This is a genomic window from Trinickia terrae (assembly GCF_005144415.1).
Lineage (GTDB): Bacteria > Pseudomonadota > Gammaproteobacteria > Burkholderiales > Burkholderiaceae > Trinickia_A > Trinickia_A terrae.
This window is the reverse complement of sequence record NZ_SWJE01000026.1, coordinates 22,477-42,238: the sequence shown is the minus strand read 5'-3', so window position 1 is coordinate 42,238 and position 19,762 is coordinate 22,477. Positions and strand designations below refer to the sequence as shown.

Below are 19,762 nucleotides of genomic sequence, written 5' to 3'. Positions count from 1 at the left end.
GTGAACAGGCCCTAACCCGCCTCTTCCACCCGATCGCGCCCGTTGCGTTTCGCGCGATACATCGCCTGATCGGCGTCTTCGATCAGCTCATGCGCCGCCTCGGCGGCGTCGCGGCCGGCGTCGATCGTCCTCACGGCGATGCCGAGCGACAGCGTCAACGCGATGCGCTCGCCGCGCTCGTCGAGCACTTCGAGCCCGGCCACCGCGTCCCGGATCCGCTCCGCGACGATCCGCGCTCCGGCCAAATCCGTCTGCACGAGCAGCGCCGCGAACTCCTCGCCGCCGTAACGCGCGAGGATGTCGGTCCCGCGCAACTGGTTGCGCACGCAACCACCCGCCGCGATCAGCGCGCGGTCGCCGGCCGCGTGGCCGTGCGTATCGTTGATGCGCTTGAAATGATCGATGTCGGCGAACAGGCACGCGACCGGCATGCCGTGGCGCGCCGCGCGCATCACCTCCTCGCGCAGCCGTTCGTCGAAGTGACGCCGGTTCGCCAGACCCGTCAGCGCATCCGTCATGCCGAGGCGCTTCAGGCGCTCGCGGTGCGCGACGTTGTCGAGGCTCGCCGTCACGATGCTCGCGAAGCGCTCGAGAATGTCGGTCGCCATGCCCGGCGCGAAGCGGGCCGGATCGCTGCTGGCCAGGCACAGGTAACCGAGCGTCGCGCCGTGCTGCGTGAGCGGCAACATGAGCGGCAGCACGATCGCGCTCTTGGGCGGCGCGTCGCCGAAGAATGCCGCGAGCCGGCGCTCCGCGCTGTCGTCCGTACGGCCGAGCCACGGCGCGCCGTCCGCGCAGAGCTGCGCGCCCGCGTCGCGGGCCGCCTCGTCGACGAGGAGTCCGGTACGCGGCGAGCCCGGCTCGGCATCGGACGTGAGCAGATCGCCGAGCAGCGCGCACGTCTGGTCCGCCCACAGGCGCACCGAATGCAGCCGGAACTCCTGCGGCAGGCGGACGAAGAGAATGTCGAGGAACGAAGCGAAATCCTGCGCGCCGATCAGCGCCAGTTCGACGTCCTGAAAGCGGCGCAGCGTCCGCTCGTTTTGCTGGACGGTCTGAACGAGCACGCGAAGCTGCTCCGATAGGCGCTTCTGAGAGTCGTCGGTCACGTTGTGCGGGGGACGGCCTCGAACCGTTACGAGGCAGATGAGCCTCAACGCTCTTGATAACGGCTGGTGCGGGGAAGTCTTGAGGGAGAGCGCCGGCGCTTACATGCCGCTTACGGCCACAACGACGAAGGAAGCAGCACATTCCAATGCGGTGCGCGCGCCACAACCGGGCGCGTCGATGCACCGTTTCCCGGCCCCGCAGCGCCGTGTCCAAGCACGGCAACCGCCGCCGCACGGCGCCAGGCAACATGGAACGCCAGATGCTAGGCTTTAAGCGGGCCCTCCGGCCGAGGAGCATCGACATGACTGCCTCACTCGCAACCCGGTTCTCGCATGTCCGTCCGCAAGACACGCCGTACGTCGACAACGGTCTGCGAGACTTCTTTCTCTACCGCGATCTCGGGATCGCCGAGGCGACGGGCGGCAAGGTGCTCGCGCAGCTCGTGAAAGCGAACATCCCGCCCGCGCATGGCACCGGCTGGCACCGGCACGAGGCCGAGTTCCACATCGTCATCATGCTGAAGGGCTGGGCCCGCTTCATGTACGGCGGCCAGGAAACGCTCGTGGCGGCGGGAGACTGCGTACATCAGGCGCCCGGCATCGTGCATTACCTGTTCGACTATTCGCCGGATATGGAGTATCTGGAAATCGTCGCGCCCGCCGGCTTCAAGACGATCGACGCCGAACCGGTCTGCGAAGTGCCCGCTGTCACGCCGTGGCCCGCCGCGACGTAAACCGCGGCCTTCCGTCAACGGCGAAAATCGCCGGCACGGCCGGCTGTGCCCGGTCCTCCCGCACCGGATAGGGCGGCGCCGCCCGTCAGGCCCGCCGACACGCCGTCCGCGAGACTTCCCGCGGCGCGTGCCGCGCGTGTGCGCGCGACGCCCGCGGTGCGGCTCGCGTCAGGCCCCGGCGCAAGCACGAGCGACTCTCCCCGATACACGTAAGGCTGGGTCACCTGCACCATGACGCTGAGCTCCGGATTGCAGCCCGCGCTCACGAGCACGCTCTCCTGCGTAAACGCCCCTCCCGTGCCCACGCCTGCCGCGACCATGCCGTTCGCGCGCACAGCCTCGCACTGCGACGAGGCAAAGACGACAGCGTTCGCCGGCACGTCGACGTCGACGAGGTCCGCACCGCCTGCCAGCACGGTCAGCAGCCGGCCCTCGGCGAGCACGCCGTCGTGCGTCGCGCCGATCTTGATGAAAACGATCTCGGCTCCGAAACCCGTCAGCCGCTCCGCCTTCGGCGGCAGCGCAACTTTGTACGGAGCCGGGCGCGCGCCATCGTCGATGCCCGCGAAGCTTCCGCCGCTCGCGCTCACCCGCATGCCGATGCCGGCGACATTGGTGCGATAGACGTCCTTGAAATCCGGCACGGGCACCGGGTCCCGCGTCAGCCGCACTTCGCGCGCGTTCGATTCACCGCTGCATTTGAGCGGAATGTCGCTCACGGCGGCGACATGGAGCGTCCCCAGCGTCGCCCCCACCGGCGCGTTGAGCGGCACCGCGATGCGCGCCGGCGGCAACGAAAGCGCCAGCACCGACCCGCTGCTCGAAAGGCAGTCCGCATGGGCCGGCGCCGCACCGTTGAAACAGGCCGCGCAGAAGACGGCAAGAAATCGCAGAAATGTCAGAAAACGCGCCACGTGCGCCGGCTTCCCATTCACCAGACCACCTTGCAAACAATGTGCTCGGGCCATTGTACGAAGCGAACGGCGCCGCAACAGCGCCCGTTTCCTACCCAATCTGACCGGCCCGCTTACCGCCCCTTTCCAACGCTCAAGTCAAAAGATGCCGGCGACGTTATTCCGCACGTAACCACAACTCGCGGAGGACCCGATGCCAATGGCAACGCAAGAGCAGATTGCTCGCATGGTGCGCATCAACCCGATCGTGATCGTCAGCGGCAGCGGCGACACGACGCGATCCTTGCGCTACCGGGGCAAGCACACCATGCAGGCGGTACTGGGCTTTCTCGGCTGCCATCGCGGCGAGGCGCGCGCGCTCGTGTACAGCCACAAGACGGATGGGCAAATGTTGTGGGTGGACGTGAGCACGGGCGTCTTCTGCAGGCTGTCCTGAAGGCCCGTTCGCGCGTCCACGCGATGGCGTTCGCGGCCGGACGCGGCGGCGCAAGAACCGGCCTGCGCGCCGCCGCGAACCGCGAAACAGGAAACGCGGCCGGTCTTAGAACCGGTACCCGATGGATGCATACGTCACGATCGGATTGAGCTTGATCTTCGAGGTGCTCGTCACCGTTCCGACGCTCGACTGAGTCGTGAGCGTTGCGCGCGTCGACAGCCACATGTAGGAGACCGACAGCCCCGCCGACCAGTGCTTGTCGAAGTTATAGACGAAGCCCGCATTGGCGACCGGCGCGAACGAACTGCTCAGCTTCGCGGTGGTGGTCCCCTCGAGCGCCGTGCCGTAGGTCGACGAATACAGAAACGCGCCGCTCGACACGGCCGAGCTGAGCTTGACCCCGCTGTACCAGACATAAGCGGCGCCCGCGCCGACGAACGGCCGGAAGTGGCTTTGCGCATCGTTGAAGTAGTACTTCGCGAGCAGGGTCGGGCTCCACTCGTAGGCCGAGCCCATGGTGCCGAGCGCGGCGAGCGTTCCGGCGCCTGACAGCGTGTACTTGGGCGGGACGCCGAACACCGCTTCGGCCGCGATGTGATCGGTAATGAAGTAGGCCGCGGTAAAGCCGATCGTGTCCGCGCTGTCGACGCTCGCTCCCGAGCCCGCCGACGTCGTGCTCGCACCGAGTGCGTTGATGGTGAACGGCTGGCTCGACACCTGCGGCGACAAGTGGAACCAGCCTACGTTGGTGACGAATTCGCCCGCGCTTTGCGCGTGCGCCGCCGTGCTCGCCAGCAATGCGACCGCCATGCCGATCGCTCGGTTGTGCTTCATATCTCCTCCATGTAGTTGACTGCGTGAAGGCGATTCTATGTGCACGACCGTTCGATTCGGCGGCTCGCCAATAGAGGATGACCTCTGGAATTTGGTAAGGATTCGGCGCGCGCCGGCCGGCGCTAGTTCGGCAACGACGCGGCTGCCGAGGCGTGCGAGCCGTCGTCGCTCGCCGGCGGCGCGGGCTGCGCACGCGCGGAGAGCGTCGGCGCCGCCTCGTTGTCGTGAATCACGGCGCGCACGAGCGGATAGATCTGCCGCTCCCAGCGCTTGCCGTTGAAGACGCCGTAGTGTCCGACGCCGGTCTGCACGTGGTGCGTCTTCAGATACGGCCGCAGGCGCGAGCACAGGTCCTGCGCGGCGAGCGTCTGGCCGATCGCGCAGATGTCGTCCTTTTCGCCTTCGACCGTCAGGAGCGCGGTGCGCCGGATCACCGACGGATCGACGAGCCGCCCGTCCACCTCCAGCTCGCCGAGCGGCAGCGCATGCTGCTGGAACACGGTGGCGACCGTCTCGATATAGAACTCCTCGGCGAGGTCCATCGTCGCGAAGTATTCCTCGTAGAAGTCGCGGATCGCCTCGGCCTTTTGCGGGTCGCCTTTCGCGCGTTCGCGGAACATGTCGGCGATCGAATTCGCGTGGCGCTCGGCGTTCATCGAAATGAACGCGCTCAATTGCACGAAGCCTGGATAGACGCGCCGATGAGCACCCGCAAAGCCCGGCGGCACCGCGCTGATCAGGTTCTTGACGAACCACTCGATCGGCTTGCTCTTCGCCAATTCGTTGACGCGCGTCGGATTGATCCGCGTATCGATCGGCCCGGCCATCAGCGTCATGCTGGCAGGCTGCGCCGGATGGCGATCCTCGGCCATCAGCGACACGGCCGCGAGCGCGGCGACCGTCGGCTGACAGATCGCCATCACATGCGCGCCCTCGCCCAGGTGCGCCAGAAAATCGATGATGTGCCGCACAAACTCCGCGAAGCCGAAGCGCCCGTGCGTAAGCGAGACGTCGCGCGGGTTGTGCCAATCGGTGATGTAGACGTCGTGTTCCGGCAGCATCGTGCGCACCGTACCGCGCAGGAGCGTCGCGAAGTGGCCCGACATCGGCGCAATCATCAGCACCCGGGGCTGCACCGCTGGCGTATCCTTTTTGAAGCGCAGCAGCGAGCAGAACGGCGTGCCGGCGACAACCTCCTCGATCACCGCGGTATCGCGTCCGTCGACTTCGACGCTCGCGATACCGAACGGCGGACGCCGGTGCGTGAGCGTCGCGAGCGTCAGCACGTCGCAAGCGGCGCTGTAGTAGCGCACGCTGTCGAGCGCAGCGAGGCCTGACGGCCAGATGTCGATGAGCGAGCCCGTCATGCGGGCGAGGCCTGAGACGGGACGCGTCAAGTCGGACACTGCCTGGTAGGTCGGATACGCTAGCCAATTCATGATCGCGCCGCCGGAAGCCGGAAAGAAGCAGGCCGAAACGACGCAATACGTATGCCACTGTGCACCGCGTCACGCGTCATCGTCCGCGCCTGGACAGTATCGCGCGATGGCGCGCAGGCCGCTTCGCGCGGTGCGCGGGAAATGCGTTGCTGGCATGGCTATTGCGCGCCGCCTCGCGTGAGGCGCATGGCGCAGGCAGCGTTGCCTCGCGACGATTGCGAATCTCTTGCGATCGACGGCGGCGCCATACCGCAAGGCATCGATCCAATCGCCCGCGACAGCGACGAATTGGTGCATCGGCGCCTCAACGCGGTGCATGCCCTTTCGCTCGCCGCGCCGGATTAGGGGACATCGACATGTCGAAAGCAACTCTGACCATCAGCAGCCGCAACTACTCTTCATGGTCGCTGCGGGGATGGCTTCTGACGAAATTCAGCGGCCTGCCGTTCGACGAAATCGTCATACCGATCGACGCCCCCGGCGTGCGCGCCGAGATCCTGCTGCTCTCGCCGTCGATCCTGGTGCCGTGCCTGCAGCACGACGGCATCAAGGTCTGGGACACGCTCGCGATCGCCGAGTACCTGAACGAAGTCTGCCCGCAAGCGGGCCTCCTGCCCGAGGACCGCGCGGCGCGCGCCCATTGCCGCGCGATCTGCGGCGAGATGCACTCCGGCTTCAGCGCGTTGCGCGGCGCGCTGCCGATGAACCTGAAGGCGCATTTTCCGGGCTTCAAGGTGTGGTCGCGGGCGCAGGGGGATATCGAGCGCGTGATGGAAATCTGGCGCGATTGTCTCGCGCGTTACGGCGGTCCCTTTTTGTTCGGCGAGCACGCGTGCGAGGCGGACGCGATGTATGCGCCCGTGGTCACGCGCTTCATCACCTACGACGTGCCGCTTTCCGGCGAGATCGCGCAATTCTGCGCGCGCATCGTCGAGCTTCCGGAGATGAAGGCGTGGATTGAAGCCGCGCAGGCGGAGACGGAGGAGATCGATGAGCTGGATGTGGAGTTTTAGGGTATGCCCTAGACTATCGGCCCCGCATCGATATCAAGAATTCGCACAGGTGCCATGTCGGCTTTCCGCCCCTTTGGCGAGTCAATAAACAATGCTATGCTGGCCCGCCAGCTGCATTAAAAACGAGTTGCATAATAACTAGAAGCCAAATCGGGAACGCCGCCATATGTCCGCTTCCATTCGCTACGCAATTAAAATTTGCGCCGGGTTAGTGCTCGTTGCCGTAGTTGGGTTGATGGGATTCGCAGGGGGACGATGGACCCACCGGGAACAACGAGCGGATTGGATCGTCAAGCAATGGTCCGAGATCATGCATGCCTACAATATCGATCCCGTATACCCGCCAACCGAGGACGTTCACGTCGGAGACATATTCGGCATCGCGGAAGATCTGGATCCGAAAAGCGGAGAGCTACCCGAGGGCGGTTTGTTTGCCTCGGCGAAAATCGCATACGTTCCCATGACGAGCGAACTCATGAATTACTATGCGAAAGTAGCCGTATTCCCTGAAACTGGACCTGCGCCTTCAAGTCCAAATGGCGTTTGGGAACAGTTGCCTGCCGGGACGGAATGCGACGGTACGGGTTGCAAATCGAATAACAGCAAGACTCCCAATATCTTTTCGGAAGCCGGAACCCTCGTTCGTCTTCCGCTTGTCGCGCTGCCCAATTTTTCGGTCAGCCGAAGCTTCGACGAGAGCGCGGCCGTGTCCCTGCCTGCTCGACTTATGAGCGTGGTTTTCGGTGAAACGACCGCTTCGAACCAGGTTGAATCCATTACCATCCGCGCGGCCGAAACCTATGGCGTGCCGGCAGGCGTGGCGCTCGGCGAGCTAAACAGCTTCTGCTCGCCTCAGAAATTCAGTTCCATCGATTGCTGGCAAAGCACCATTTCGGCAATCCTGGGATCGCTTCGCAACAAGCCACCGACAAAAACAGCGGTCTCCATCGTTTATCGACTCTACCTGACAAGATCAATCGAATACACGTTCGATACATCGTCGGCGATCGGAGCGCAGGCGAAAGCCATTGCATCCCTTGAAAATCGAATCCAGGAAAATTCCAATGTAACGCCCGAGACATCCAAAGCGGGGCCTGTTTCACCGTCATCGTCTGCAGAGGCTCCGAACCCGGGCAGCGCTCCCAATGACGCAAAAACTGCAGCCAATCATCTTGCGGCACTACATGCCTCATTGGATGCGCAATTGAAATCCCTTGGCCATCTTGCCGCCGGACATACGGCGCCGGGCGGCACCTTCAGTGTTGGCGCAGTAAGCGAAGCGGGCGTTTCCTTGGTACAAACATTCGAGCGGCCCGTCGTGATCGGATATCGAGCCATCACTTTGCCGTCGATCAAAAATTGACTTTTACTCCGGAGACCAGAATGAAGCCGAAGATCCTGATTTCGTTAGCGGCACTATCCTGCTTATGTGGCCTTTCCGTCAGCATCTCTCACGCTGAGGACAGTCTTTTCGATCAATGCAAAAAAAATCCGAACGTATCCCCTTACTGCGCTCACATTAGTCACGCAAGCGAAACTCCACTCGCCCCTCCCCTGGCGGGCGCCCCCGCTCCCCCCATAGCGAACCGCGTGCCTTTAGGTGGCATTGTCGCTCCCAACATCACGCATGATGCGGCTCCGCCAGCAGCGAAATCGCCTTGAAAACAATATTAGAGGCCTGACTATCAGGCGGCGGTCGCAACGAAGACACCGCGCGGCGCAGGCACGCGATGTCATATTCAATCCATCGGGAACAATACAAAGACGATGGGAAAGCGGCAATTAAGCCACTGATTTTATTGATTTACACAGCTCGATCAACGTGAGTCACACTCTAGCAACTGCCGTATCCAGCGAACTCGAAATCCGCAAAAGCCGCTTCATCGCGCACGCGCTGCCTGTCGCCGATCGCGATGCCGCGATGGACGAGCTGCGCCGTCTGCGCGAAGCCCATCCGAGCGCGACGCACGTCTGCTGGGCGCTGCTCGCGGGCGGGCAATCGGGGATGTCGGACGACGGCGAGCCGTCGGGCACAGCAGGGCGGCCGATACTCGAAGTGCTGCGCCATCACGACCTCGACGGCGTGCTCGCCGCCGTCGTGCGCTACTACGGCGGCGTGAAGCTCGGCGCAGGGGGGCTCGTGCGCGCCTATACCGATGCGATCGCGAGCGCGCTCTTGAACGCGCAGCGCGTCGAGCGGATCGCGCTCGCAAGCCTTACCGTCGAGATCGGCTACCCCGACGAGGCGCGCGTGCGGCGCTGGATCGAGCAGGAAGGCGCAGAGCTGACCGATAGCGCCTACGAGATGAACGTACGCCTCGCGATCCGCATGCCCGCGACTTTTATCGATGCTGCACGCGACGCGCTGCGCGATCTGACGCAAGGGCGCGCCGTGTTTCCGGATAGCGATGGCGGCGCCCGGTAATCCCGCGACGTAAACGAAAAAACGGCCCGCACGAACCGCCTGGGCTCGCGCGGGCCGCCAAAGCAGCTGCATCCGCCTCAATGCGAATGCACCGCCTCCGCAGCGCGAGCAGCGTCGCCGCCGCGCGCACCCGCAGCCTGAGCATCTTCGAGAATCATCTCCGCACCCTTCTCCGCAACCATCATCGTCGCCGCATTGATGTTCCCCGACGTCACGTTCGGGAACACCGACGCGTCGACGATCCGCAATCCCTGCATGCCATGCACCTTCAGGCGCGCATCGACGACCGACGTCGTTGCATCGTCGCCCATCGTGCACGAGCCGCACAGGTGATAGATCGAGCCCGAGTTCTCGCGGAAATACTTGAGCATGTCCGCATCGGTCCTGTACTGCGGGCCGGGCGAGATCTCCTCGATCGTGATCTCCTTCAACGCCTGTGCGGTCATCAGCTTGCGGATCAGCATGCAGCCCTGGATCGCCTCGTCGATGTCCTTCTGCGTGGTCAGCGCGTTGAGGCGGATCTTCGCGGCATCTTCCGCGCGATTCGAGCCGATCTCGATCGAGCCGCGGCTCGTCGGCCGGCACGGGTTGAACGCGATCAGGAAGCCCGAGTACGGTTCCGGCTCGAGGCTCGCCTTGCTGCTCTGCGGAATCCGGTACGAGAGCGGATTGAAATAGAGCTGGATGTTCGGATGATCGAGCGATTCATCGCCCTTGAAGAAGCCTCCGCCCTGGTTCACGCTCATCGAAAGCGGCCCTTTGTGCGTCAGCAGGTATTGCAGGCCGATCTTCAGCTTGCCGAGGAGCGGGCGCATCTCGTCGTTCAGCGTCTTGCAGTTGGCGCGGAAATAGAAGCTCACGCAGAAGTGGTCCTGGAGGTTCCGGCCGACAGCCGGCAACTCATGCACGAGCGGCACATCGCACTTCGCGAGCAGCGCCTTGCCGCCGACGCCCGACAGCTGCAGCAGCTTCGGCGTATCGACCGCGCCCGCAGCCATGATGACTTCCCGGCTCGCGCTGAACTCGCGCGTCTTGCCCGATTGCGTGAGCGTGATGCCGACCGCGCGCTTGCTCTCGTCGAACAGCACGCGCGTGACGAGCGCCTCGCGCTCGACCGTGAGGTTCGGCCGGCTCAGCGCCGGATGCAGATACATGAAGCTGCTCGACGCGCGCTGCCCATTCTTCGTGTTCAAGTCGTAGATGCCGGCGCCTTCGATCGTCTCGCCGTTGAAGTCCTCGTTGCGGCGATAGCCGAGCTGCTCGCAGCCTTTCAGGAAGGTATGCACGATCGGATGCGCGCCTTCCTTCATCGACGTGATCGCGATCGGCCCGTTCGCGCCGTGGTACTTCGTGTTGCCGAGCGGGTGCGATTCGAGCTTCCTGAAGTAAGGCAGCACGCCTTCGTACGACCAGGCGGCATCGTCCGCGGCAGCGGCCCAGTCGTCGAAATCGTGACGCTGGCCGCGCACGTACACCATCGCGTTGATCGAGCCCGAGCCGCCCTGCACCTTGCCGCGCGGGCAATAGATCGAGCGGTTGCCGAGCTCCTTCTCGGGCTCGCTGTAGTACATCCAGTTGTAGGTCTCGTTGTAGTAGGTCTTCGTGAAGCCCACCGGGACCTTGAACCAGAACGAGCTGTCCTCGCCGCCCGCTTCGACGAGCAGCACGGTGTACTTGCCGGATTCGGTCAGGCGATTGGCCAGGATGCAGCCCGCGGATCCCGCGCCGACGATGATGTAGTCGTATTTCATTTCAGCATGCCCTATTCGAAGGTCAGTCTCGATGCGCGGCGCTCAGCCCTTGGCCGGCGAAAAGTCCTTGACGTCCTGCGGCTTCGACGCCATTTGCAGGTGCAGGCGCTCGCCCGTGTACGGGCTGTGCATCTTCACCACGTCCATGTTCAGCTCGATGCCGAGGCCCGGCTCCTTCGACGGAATGATGTAGCCCTGTTCCCAGCGAATCGGCGTCTTCACGACTTCAGCGTGGAAACCGCCCCACGTCATGATGCTTTCCTGAATCAGGAAGTTCGGCGTGCAGGCGGCAAGCTGGATGCTCGCTGCTGCGCCGACCGGCCCGTTGTAGAGGTGCGGTGCGATCTGCGCGTAGTAGACCTCCGCGAGCGTCGCCACCTTCTTCGCCTCGAGCAGGCCGCCCACGCGCGCCACGTTCAGCTGGATGATCGACGCGCCGCCCGCTTCGAGCAGCTTGTGGAATTCGTACTTGGTCGTCAGGCGCTCGCCGGCCGAGATCGGAATGCTCGTGTGCTTCGCGACTTCGGCCATCGCGCCGGGCTGCCCCGGCGGCACCGGCTCTTCGAACCAGAGCGGATCGTATTTCTCGAGGCGCTTGGCGAGGCGGATCGCCGATGACGGCACCATCTGCCCGTGCGTGCCGAACAGGATGTCGGCCTTGCTGCCCACGGCCTCGCGCACCTTGCGGCAGAACGTTTCGCAACGATCGAGCACGTCGAGCGAAAGCTGATGGCCCGAGTACGCCGTGTAGGGACCGGCGGGGTCGAACTTGACGGCGGTGAAGCCTTTCTTCACGTTCTGCGCCGCGCATTCGGCGGCGAGATCCGGATCGTCGTAGTCGTATTCGCCTTTAGAATTCTTCGGATACAGGTACGTGTACGAACGCAGCTTCTCATGCACGAGGCCGCCCAGCAGCTCGTAGACAGGCTTGCCCGCCGCCTTGCCGATGATGTCCCAGCAGGCCATCTCGAGGCCGCTCGTCACGCCCATCATCGTGAGATCGGGGCGCTGCGTGAAGCCGCTCGAATAGGTCTCGCGAAACAGCCGCTCGACGCGGTGCGGATCGTGGTCGAGCAGATAGCGCTGGAACACGTCTTCGATGACGGGCGCCATCGCCTTGGGATGGAACGTCGCCGAGTAGATTTCGCCGACGCCTTCGATGCCGCAATCGGTCTTCAGCTTGACGAAGATCCAGTACATGCCGCCCACGTGCGGCGGCGGAACAGCGACGACATGCGTTTCAAGCGAGACGACCTTCATTTCTTCACACCTTGTCCGTTGTTGAGCCTGCTTCGCAAGACGAGCGCGGCGACTGCGCCGAGCAGCGCCATGCATGCCACGTAGCCGAAATAAATCTGATATCCGAGCGCGCCCGGGAAGTTCTGCGTGAGGTAGCCGTTCAAGAGCGGCAGGAACGCGTCGGGCGAATAGCCGAGCACCGAGATCAGGCCGATCGCGAGACCGGCGATATGCGGCGGCACGTTGCAATCGTCGAGGAGCGCCCAGTAGAGTCCGCGGATCGCATAGGTCAGCACGCCGATGAAGAGCACGAGGAACACCAGCGACACGTTGTTATGAAAGCCCGGCGACACGATCAGCGTGACGAGCGAAAGCGCCGCGAACACGAGCGCGAAAACCAGGATGTCGACCTTCGAGAAGCGGTCGCCGAGAAAGCCGCCGCCGATGCCGCCGACCGGCCGCATCCAGAGCTTGAGCGTCGTGATCGTGCCGGCCGCCACCGCCGAGAGCCCGAAGCCGCCTTCCTGCAGATACGCGGAGAAGCTGTAGGTCGCCCAGAACACCTGGTAGCCGCAGAACACGATCGCGGTGACGAGCCACAGTTCGGGAATCGACGCGAGCTGCTTGAGATCGGTCAGCACGTTGCCGCCGCGCTTGCGCTTCGCCGTGCCCGAGCCATGCGACTCCGGGTCCTTCACGAGCGCGAGCAGCACGCCCAAGCCGATGCAGATGAACGCGTACATGTGCACGACGAGCTTGAAGCCGGTGGCCACCCCTTCGCCGCGCGTGTTCGCCACGTACGCGAACAGGCTGATCGCGATCGTCGCCAGGAGCGCTTCGATCAGGCCGCGTCCGCCGTCGAGGAAGCCGAAGAAGCGGCCCTGCTCGTCGTGAGCGATCATGTTCACGCGCTTGATGACGGCGGCCCAGAACGTCAGCCCCGTGGTGATGCCCCAGCCGCAGTAGATCACCATCAGCATCGGATACGACGGCACAGTCGCATACCAGACGCCGAGCGCGCCTGTCGCGATCAACGAGAAGCAGATCAGGAAGCGCGGCGCGATGCGGTCGGCGAGCCAGCCGCTCGGCAGGTAGCTCACGAGAAACAGCGTGCCCAGCGACGAATACAGATAGCCGAGCTGGCTATCGTTGATCGCGAACACCTCCAGCATCGTCGTCTGGTACACCTGACGCAGATACAGAATCGGATAGATCGCCCCCGCCGCGACGACCAGCAGCATCAGCTGCACATAACGTTGAGCGCGCGTGCTCTGCGCGCCGCCTACGGCTATCGCTTGCGATACGTCACTGTCTGACATCGAGTCACTCCTGGGCGCCGGTCAATACTTCATGACGACGAGACGCGTCTGCGTGAATTCGAGCATGCCGTGCTTGCCGTCGTCGCCGCCGAGGCCCGAGCGCTTCCAGCCCGCGTGGAAGCCTTGATACGGGTCGGCCGGCGTGCGGTTCACGTAGAGCTCGCCCGCCTCGATCGCATTGGCGACCTTCATCGCCGTGCGGTAGTTCTCGGTATAGAGCACCGACGACAGGCCGAACTGATGATCGTTGGCCATCTCGATCGCCTCGTCGATCGTGCTGTACTTGAGCACCGGCATGATCGGGCCGAAGGTTTCTTCCTGGACGATCTCCATGTCCTGGCGCACGTTCGTGAGCAGCGTCGGCGGATAGAAGAAGCCCTTGCCTTCCGGCATCACGCCGCCCGTCTCGACCTTCGCCCCCGCGGCCGCCGCGCGCTCGACCATCGCATGAACGCCCTCGCGCGACGCGGCGTTCACGAGCGGCCCCATGCGCCCGGGATGCTCGCTGCGATCACCGAACTTCACGGCGCTCATGTTCGCCTTGAGCAGCGCGACGAAGCGCTCATAGACGCTCTCCTGCACGTACACGCGCTCGATCGCGGTGCACAGCTGGCCGCAATGCGTGGTCTTGGAGGCGACCAGCGCCTGCGCGGCCTTCTCGAGATCGGCATCGGCCTCGATGATGGCCGGCGTCTTGCCGCCCAGCTCCAGCGACGGCTTCGCGATGTTCGCCTTGCAGTAGTCGAGCACCTTGCGGCCCGCGTTGACGCTGCCCGTCAGCGTGATCATGCCGACCGCCGGATGCGTGCAGACGGCTTCGGCCGTGTCGTGATCCATCGCCACGATGTTGACGACGCCCGCGGGGAAGCCGGCGCGGTGCACGGCCTTGGCGATCTCGAACGCGGAGGTCGGCGTGTTGTTGCTCGGACGCACCACCACGGTGTTGCCCGCGATCAGCGCCGGCGCGACCTTGCGCATCAGCGTATAGACGGGGTAGTTGAACGGAATCAGGCAGGCAACGACGCCGATCGGCTCGCGCTGCAGGAACAGGTTCTCGTCGGGCGTATCGCTCGGGATGATCTCGCCTTCGATGCGGCGCGCCCATTCGGCGTGATAGCGGGTGATCTGGCCGGCGTAGATCGACTCGTTGGTGGCGTCGGCGACGCTCTTGCCCGACTCGGCTGCGAGCGCGCGGCCGATTTCCGGCGCGAGCTCGGTCAGTGCGTCGGCGAGCTTGTGCATGCAGGCGGCGCGCTCGGCGGCCGGCAGCTTGCGCCAGCGCTTCTGGGCAGCGGCAGCCGCTTCCACGGCGGCGATCGCTTCGGCCCGGGTGGCTGCGGAGATCTCGGCGATCTGCGCTTCGGTCGCCGGGTTGTAGACCGCGATGCGCGCGGCGCTGGCGGGCTCGGTGAACTGACCGTTGATGTAGTTTCGATCGACTCGCATAGTCATTGCCAAAGTGGAGGGACGCGATGCCGCTCGCGAGCGGCGCCAAATACGTAATCAGTCGGCGCTATGAAAGCGGCGCTGCCGGTGCAAGAACTTAATGCGCGTAGCAAAACGCCCCATACGCGGAGATGGCGGAATTCTTGGCGGCGCGGGCAGGCGCAGCAAGCGAGTATTTCGACGGGGAAACATTCGAAAAACTCACGTTACCCAGGGAAGCCCGATGGGCATTGAAAGGCGGCAAGCCGCGCCGAAAAATGGAAACTCGAAAAGGAATTAATTTCCACTGAATTATGCCGGTCAGATAATTCGGCAGATAATTCCGACCCCAAGGCAATTCAATCCAGCCGGCTGGCATCGAGATTACGAATTCTTTCCAAAAGCACTCACCAGAAACAATCAAAATGAATAAGCATGCCACCCGGAACTCACCCACACCCCCTTGAAAGCCACGCCCCGCAATCCTTGCCGAGAATCACACCCAGCCAACCTCCGAGCTCTTTCCATTCCACGCATCGATAGTGCATTTCCGCTCAAAGCTAACTTCAGTCTCGTGAATATCAATTTCTCATATATCGCTTTGCATTCGCATTGCATTGCCCTAGAATCAGCGCTCCTCGAATTAGAAGACATTTAATCAAACACCTTAAACCAAGCATTACGACACTCAGTTCAATCAAAAGGAATAAACCTATGAGGCGACACCCAGAGGTGTCATTTGGAGCGGGTTCGCACGCCGCAATGGCCGACCAAGGAACGATGAATCCGCTACCGGGATCGGATTACGCACGACGGGTCAGCCTGATACTGATGAGCCTCGCCGGCCTCTCCCAGGGGTTTATCGGGCCGATTGTCAAGCTGGTGAATTTCGCCCCGCTGCCGCTTGTCGTAGGTCGCAGCCTAATAGCGGCGCTGGCCCTCCACCTCATTTGCCTCCTGACCAGGCGCCGCCTCGACAAGGCAGACCGCTTGAACACGGTCATCTGCGGGCTTTTGCTGGCCGGGCATTTCGCCACGCTGTTCATGGCGTACAAGAAAACCGACGTCAACCTCGTGCTGATCGCGCTTTTCACCTATCCGATGATGACGAGTCTGCTGGAGCCCGTATTCTTCGGCGGCCGCCCCCAGCGGCGGCAGGTCGTCTCAGCGATTCTCGTGACAGCCGGGGTAGCGTGCCTGCGGCCGGCCCCCGGCGGTAGCGGGGACATGCTCGCGGGGATCGGTCTCGCCCTGCTATCCGCTTTGCTGTTCAGCGTGCGCAACATCCTGAGTCGCAAGCTCGTCGCCAGAAGCGACGGACTCGCGATCATGGGGTGGCAGACCACGATCGCCGCCCTCGTGTTCGCGCCCAGTTGCGCGGGGCTGAACCTGGCCGAGGTCCCCCTTACCGTGTGGCTCGGCGTACTGGCACTGGGCATTTTCTTCACTGCCATTCCGCACACGCTGCGGATTCTGGTCAAGCGTCACCTGACGACGGCCACCGTCGATATCCTCGCCGCGCTGCAAGTGGTCGGTGGCCTGCTGCTCGCGTGGGGGCTGGTGCACGAAGCGCTGACCGCCAATGTTCTCTTGGGCGCCTCGCTCGTGTTGACTGCCGTGCTGGCCGAAGCCGTGAGCACCTGGCGCCGCGGCGCCGCGCCCGAATAAATCCGTTGTTGCCTTAAGCCAAGCGTCTTCTTCCGATCATCAGAGGAACGGCACCAGTGTGCCGGCGGGTCTTCGCCCGTCCGGCGGCGCCGTCTCGCCCAGACAATAGGAATGCCATGACCAAAGCGCTTTACATCACCGCAGCTCCCGTGGGCGCGGTGCCGAAGTTTCTGGACCCGCTCTCCCCCGTCTTCGTGCCGGCCTCCTTGCTCGATTGCTTGGACGAGGATCTGCGCGCAGCGATCTTGAAGACACTGCGCGAGGAAGGCTGGGAAGCCGCCGATGAAGGCGGAATCGCCCTGCAGCGCGGCTTTGCCGCCACGCCCGACGACGTCGCCGCCATCGAGCCGCACGGCGCACCACCCGTCGTCCCGCACGAGCTGCTCTGGCGCATCGCACCGGTCGGCGTGGCCCGGCAGGTCGTGCTCCAGTTGACGACGTTCGGCTGGCTCGTCGATGACAACGGCAACCTGTCGTGGCCGCACGCGCGCGTGAACAGCTATCTGCCGCCGGAACTCGTGCAACAGATCCGGAATGCGGATGCGACGATTCTCGACGCACTCGTTGCGGCGGGCTGGGCATACCGGGGAGCGGGCTACTGGCAGCCGGGCAAAGGGCGCTCGCCTTATCTGCCGATCACGGCGGAACAAATCGTGGACGATGCCCGCAGGTCGCTCGTCGAGGGCGCCGCAGTGGTTCATTTCCACACCCGCGCGAACGACGACCGCGGGCAGCTCGAGATCCCTGGTCTCGGCGCCCCCATCTCGACCGGGGCGCAGCGCAACCAGATCGTCCTGGACGACTACGAGCACATCGTCACGTCGCTGCGCGACCTCGAGCCGGCCGCCATCCTCAACCTGTCGACCAGCGCCCGCGGCAACAAGAGCGCGTCGGAGAGCCCGCTGCGCCGCGCCCACCTGAAGCACTACGGTCCCGCCCTCGCGCACCCCGACGTCGCCTCGTTCAGCCCCGGTCCCGTGGTGTTCCAGAGCGGCGGCGGCTATGACAATCCGCACGGCTTTCTCGTCCAGCAGCTCGAACACTTCATGAAGATCGGCGTCCGGCCGGAAATCGAAGTGTTCAACCACACGATCGTCGAGAACGCGACGAGCATCTATCGGGACGCCCTGCAGAAAAGCGGCGTGCCGGTGCTGTTCATGCTGGTCGCCGCCGTCGACCAGCATCGGCGCGATGCTGTCAGCGGCGAGCTCGACGACGATTCGCTCATCGACGTGGCGTCGCGCAAGCAGATTGCCACGCTGCTGCAAAGCGGCGACGCCGAATCGGCGGCCGCCGCCGTGCGGATCGCCGCCGATGCGCTGCGGCCCACGGTCGAGAAGCTGCGCGAGCATTTTCCGTCGTCGAGAATTTCGATCCTGCTGCCCGGCGCATTCCACGCCATTCTGGTCGGCCTCGCCTTGGCGCTCGATCTCGACGGTGTTCGCGTCGGCCTCGAAGATGCGCTCAACGTATTCGATCCGCGCGTCCCAGGAGGGATCAGGCGGGCATGCGGCACGGGCGATCAGGTACGGGCGCTGCGGCTCGAGCTGGAGTGCCGAGGCATCGCAATTCTCGATCCGGAAGCGCTGCGCGACGAGCTCGGCATGGCGCGAGCCGAAATCGCGCTGTTCCGGAAGACAACCAAAGCGTTGTCGCCCTATGTGCCGCTTGCCGCAAATGCGCAGGCCCTGCCGAGCGCGGCACCGCTCGTCGCCGCGCTATCGTCCGTTCTCGACGCTTACCGGCAGTTGGAAGACCGTTTCGCAGCAGAACTGCTCTCGGCCGCGGCGTCCCTGCCGACAGACCCTGCGGCGCTCGCCGCGGCGGTGCGCGAAACCGCTCGCGTACTCGGGGTCAACATCCGTTTCTTCATCGAAGAGCAGGACCGCTATAGCGATCACGAGCATCTCGTCTTCAGCGACATTTATGCGCCCCAGGCCCTGAACTTCGCCCGCGAGATCCTCGCGCAACGCGGCCACTCCACCGCACGCTACGACGACGCGCTCGCCTGTTACGCACGCCCCGGGGAAACGGTCAGCCGCGAGACCGCGAGCTACCGCATCCGCGCTGACCAGTTCAAGTCGCTGCCGCTGCGCGGCCTCGAATACCTGGCGTCGATCCCGTGCCGCTACAACAGCGACCGCACCCACGTATTCAACCGGCAGTTGCGCGGCGACCCGCACTACAGCGCGACGATGGCGCTGCTGTTTCACGCGATCCGCGAACTGACGCTCGAGCTCCGCGCACGTTCGAACGCGCATCAGAAGGCGCCGGGACCGGTCTGGTCGATCATCAGCGCGGCGGACCCCAACGGGCAGCCGGAGCGCCCCATCCGCCAGGTGGTCGCCGCGCGCGAACTGCCGGCCGTGGCGGCCGGCATCGAATGGATCGTGCTGCCGAGCACGCCGACGACGCACTATCCGCTGGGCCTGAAGCTGTCGCAGGGGCTTGCCAATACCTTCCACGGCTTCCTGGACCAGATCGTTCGCGACGCTTCGCTGCCCGGCTCCCATCGTCCGACCCGCCATGCCGCGCTGCGTCTTGTCGGCATCACGCACACGGGACGGCAGCTCGACGGCGAAACCGTGGTGGAGGCCAGCATGCTATACAACCGCTTCGCCCTGAATGCCGACGCCACCGGCACGTTCCACGGCCATACGGCCCGGGTCGTGTACGAACGGCTTCTGCTGCCGCGGCTCGTGGACCGGCCGCGCGAGCTCGCCTACACCGAATCGCAACTGGCCGCGCGCGACGGCGACGGCTTCCCGCTCTATACCGACGGCAGCCGCGCGCGCCGCATCGACAACAGCTCGATCGGCAGGCTCACGTTCCTGAAGCTGCTCGCGCACAGCTCAGGCATTTCGACGGCGCAGCAGCTCGACGTCCTGACGCGCCTCGACGCGCAGCGGCTCGGTTTTGACGAAGACGAATTGCGGGCCGTGTTCGACCGCGCCATCGTCGTTTCCTTCGCTTCGGCCTCCGACGTCCGCCTCGACTGGCCTGGCACGCCGGTGCTCGACGTCACGGCGTTCAACGACGTGCGCAGCCTTGCCGGCACCACTACCGCCGACTATCTGCTCGCGGCGGGCGAGCCGCTCGACGCGCTGCGGCGCACGCTGCAGCGCTCACGCAGCGGGCTCGTGCCGGAAGGCAGCTACCGCTACGACCATGCGGGGATCGTCTGGCACACCGGCGTGCACGGCAAGACGGTCGCCCGGCTGACCGGCGTCTTCCTGATGGACGATGCTGCCCGTCAGCACGACGGCCATTCGATTCGCCGCTACCTGGAAGGAACCCCGCGCTGGCTGAGGCACTGGCTGTCGGTCGTCTACCATGCGCCGGCGGAGGCCGGTGCGACCTCGGTGCTGCGCGAATTGCGCAGCGGGCCTGACGCTGCCGGCGAGGCGGCAACCGCAACGGGCCGTTCGGCCGACTCCCTGTCTTTCGCGTGAGGTG

16 protein-coding genes are annotated in these 19,762 nt (G+C 64.5%); 8 read left to right on the top strand and 8 right to left on the bottom strand.

Features of this window, described 5'->3' with window-relative positions; genetic code table 11:
- Window positions 1-11: 11 nt before the first annotated feature.
- Window positions 12-1,109 (bottom strand): GGDEF domain-containing protein, encoded by a 1,098-nt coding sequence (locus tag FAZ69_RS31440; protein ID WP_136899116.1) that lies wholly within the window; start codon window positions 1,107-1,109, stop codon window positions 12-14.
- Window positions 1,110-1,411: 302 nt separating this feature from the next.
- Here FAZ69_RS31440 and FAZ69_RS31435 point away from each other — a divergent pair, with 302 nt between their 5' ends.
- Window positions 1,412-1,843 (top strand): cupin domain-containing protein, encoded by a 432-nt coding sequence (locus FAZ69_RS31435; protein WP_136899114.1) that lies wholly within the window; start codon window positions 1,412-1,414, stop codon window positions 1,841-1,843.
- A gap of 14 nt (window positions 1,844-1,857) precedes the next feature.
- On the opposite strand, the gene FAZ69_RS31430 is transcribed toward FAZ69_RS31435, so the two are convergent.
- On the bottom strand, window positions 1,858-2,652 hold the full coding sequence (locus FAZ69_RS31430; RefSeq protein WP_136899112.1) for a hypothetical protein: 795 nt from the start codon (window positions 2,650-2,652) through the stop codon (window positions 1,858-1,860).
- A gap of 298 nt (window positions 2,653-2,950) precedes the next feature.
- Between FAZ69_RS31430 and FAZ69_RS31425 the strand changes: the two genes are divergently transcribed.
- On the top strand, window positions 2,951-3,193 hold the full coding sequence (locus FAZ69_RS31425; protein ID WP_136899110.1) for a hypothetical protein: 243 nt from the start codon (window positions 2,951-2,953) through the stop codon (window positions 3,191-3,193).
- A gap of 105 nt (window positions 3,194-3,298) precedes the next feature.
- Here the strand turns inward: FAZ69_RS31425 and FAZ69_RS31420 are convergent, their stop codons facing one another.
- Both FAZ69_RS31420 and FAZ69_RS31415 read right to left on the bottom strand, forming a co-directional pair.
- Window positions 3,299-4,027, bottom strand: coding sequence for an OmpW/AlkL family protein (locus FAZ69_RS31420; RefSeq protein WP_136899108.1), 729 nt, complete (start codon window positions 4,025-4,027; stop codon window positions 3,299-3,301).
- Between the two features lie 122 nt (window positions 4,028-4,149).
- Window positions 4,150-5,466, bottom strand: a complete 1,317-nt coding sequence (locus tag FAZ69_RS31415) for a polyhydroxyalkanoate depolymerase (protein ID WP_136899106.1) — start codon at window positions 5,464-5,466, stop codon at window positions 4,150-4,152.
- A 186-nt stretch (window positions 5,467-5,652) separates the two neighbouring features.
- On the opposite strand from FAZ69_RS31415, the gene FAZ69_RS33500 reads away from it, so the two are divergent.
- From FAZ69_RS33500 to FAZ69_RS31400, 4 genes are all read left to right on the top strand, one after another.
- Window positions 5,653-5,811, top strand: a complete 159-nt coding sequence (locus tag FAZ69_RS33500; RefSeq protein ID WP_169708831.1) for a hypothetical protein — start codon at window positions 5,653-5,655, stop codon at window positions 5,809-5,811.
- 11 nt (window positions 5,812-5,822) lie between these two features.
- The gene (locus tag FAZ69_RS31410) at window positions 5,823-6,479 is read left to right on the top strand and encodes a glutathione S-transferase family protein (RefSeq protein WP_136899104.1); all 657 of its coding nucleotides are present in this window, start codon (window positions 5,823-5,825) and stop codon (window positions 6,477-6,479) included.
- Between the two features lie 166 nt (window positions 6,480-6,645).
- A complete protein-coding gene (locus FAZ69_RS31405; RefSeq protein WP_136899102.1) occupies window positions 6,646-7,842 on the top strand; it encodes a hypothetical protein in 1,197 nt (398 codons plus the stop codon).
- A 459-nt stretch (window positions 7,843-8,301) separates the two neighbouring features.
- Window positions 8,302-8,904: an IMPACT family protein gene (locus tag FAZ69_RS31400; RefSeq protein ID WP_136899100.1), complete on the top strand. Its 603-nt coding sequence runs from the start codon at window positions 8,302-8,304 to the stop codon at window positions 8,902-8,904.
- A 77-nt stretch (window positions 8,905-8,981) separates the two neighbouring features.
- Here FAZ69_RS31400 and FAZ69_RS31395 read toward each other — a convergent pair whose 3' ends face one another.
- From FAZ69_RS31395 to aldA, 4 genes are read right to left on the bottom strand one after another with little or no spacing between them, the layout of a single operon-like run.
- Entirely contained in the window at window positions 8,982-10,655 is a 1,674-nt protein-coding gene (locus FAZ69_RS31395; protein WP_136899098.1) for a GMC family oxidoreductase, read from the bottom strand.
- Window positions 10,656-10,697: 42 nt separating this feature from the next.
- Complete coding sequence (locus FAZ69_RS31390; RefSeq protein ID WP_136899096.1) at window positions 10,698-11,915, bottom strand: mandelate racemase/muconate lactonizing enzyme family protein; 1,218 nt, start codon at window positions 11,913-11,915, stop codon at window positions 10,698-10,700.
- Complete coding sequence (locus FAZ69_RS31385; protein WP_136899094.1) at window positions 11,912-13,213, bottom strand: MFS transporter; 1,302 nt, start codon at window positions 13,211-13,213, stop codon at window positions 11,912-11,914. The genes FAZ69_RS31390 and FAZ69_RS31385 overlap by 4 nt, the downstream gene beginning before the upstream one ends.
- Window positions 13,214-13,234: 21 nt before the next feature.
- Window positions 13,235-14,659: an aldehyde dehydrogenase gene (gene aldA, locus FAZ69_RS31380; protein ID WP_136899092.1), complete on the bottom strand. Its 1,425-nt coding sequence runs from the start codon at window positions 14,657-14,659 to the stop codon at window positions 13,235-13,237.
- Window positions 14,660-15,418: 759 nt separating this feature from the next.
- On the opposite strand from aldA, the gene FAZ69_RS31375 reads away from it, so the two are divergent.
- Entirely contained in the window at window positions 15,419-16,306 is an 888-nt protein-coding gene (locus FAZ69_RS31375) for a DMT family transporter (RefSeq protein WP_169708830.1), read from the top strand.
- A 116-nt stretch (window positions 16,307-16,422) separates the two neighbouring features.
- The gene (locus FAZ69_RS31370; protein WP_136899088.1) at window positions 16,423-19,758 is read left to right on the top strand and encodes a 3-keto-5-aminohexanoate cleavage protein; all 3,336 of its coding nucleotides are present in this window, start codon (window positions 16,423-16,425) and stop codon (window positions 19,756-19,758) included.
- Window positions 19,759-19,762: the final 4 nt, after the last annotated feature.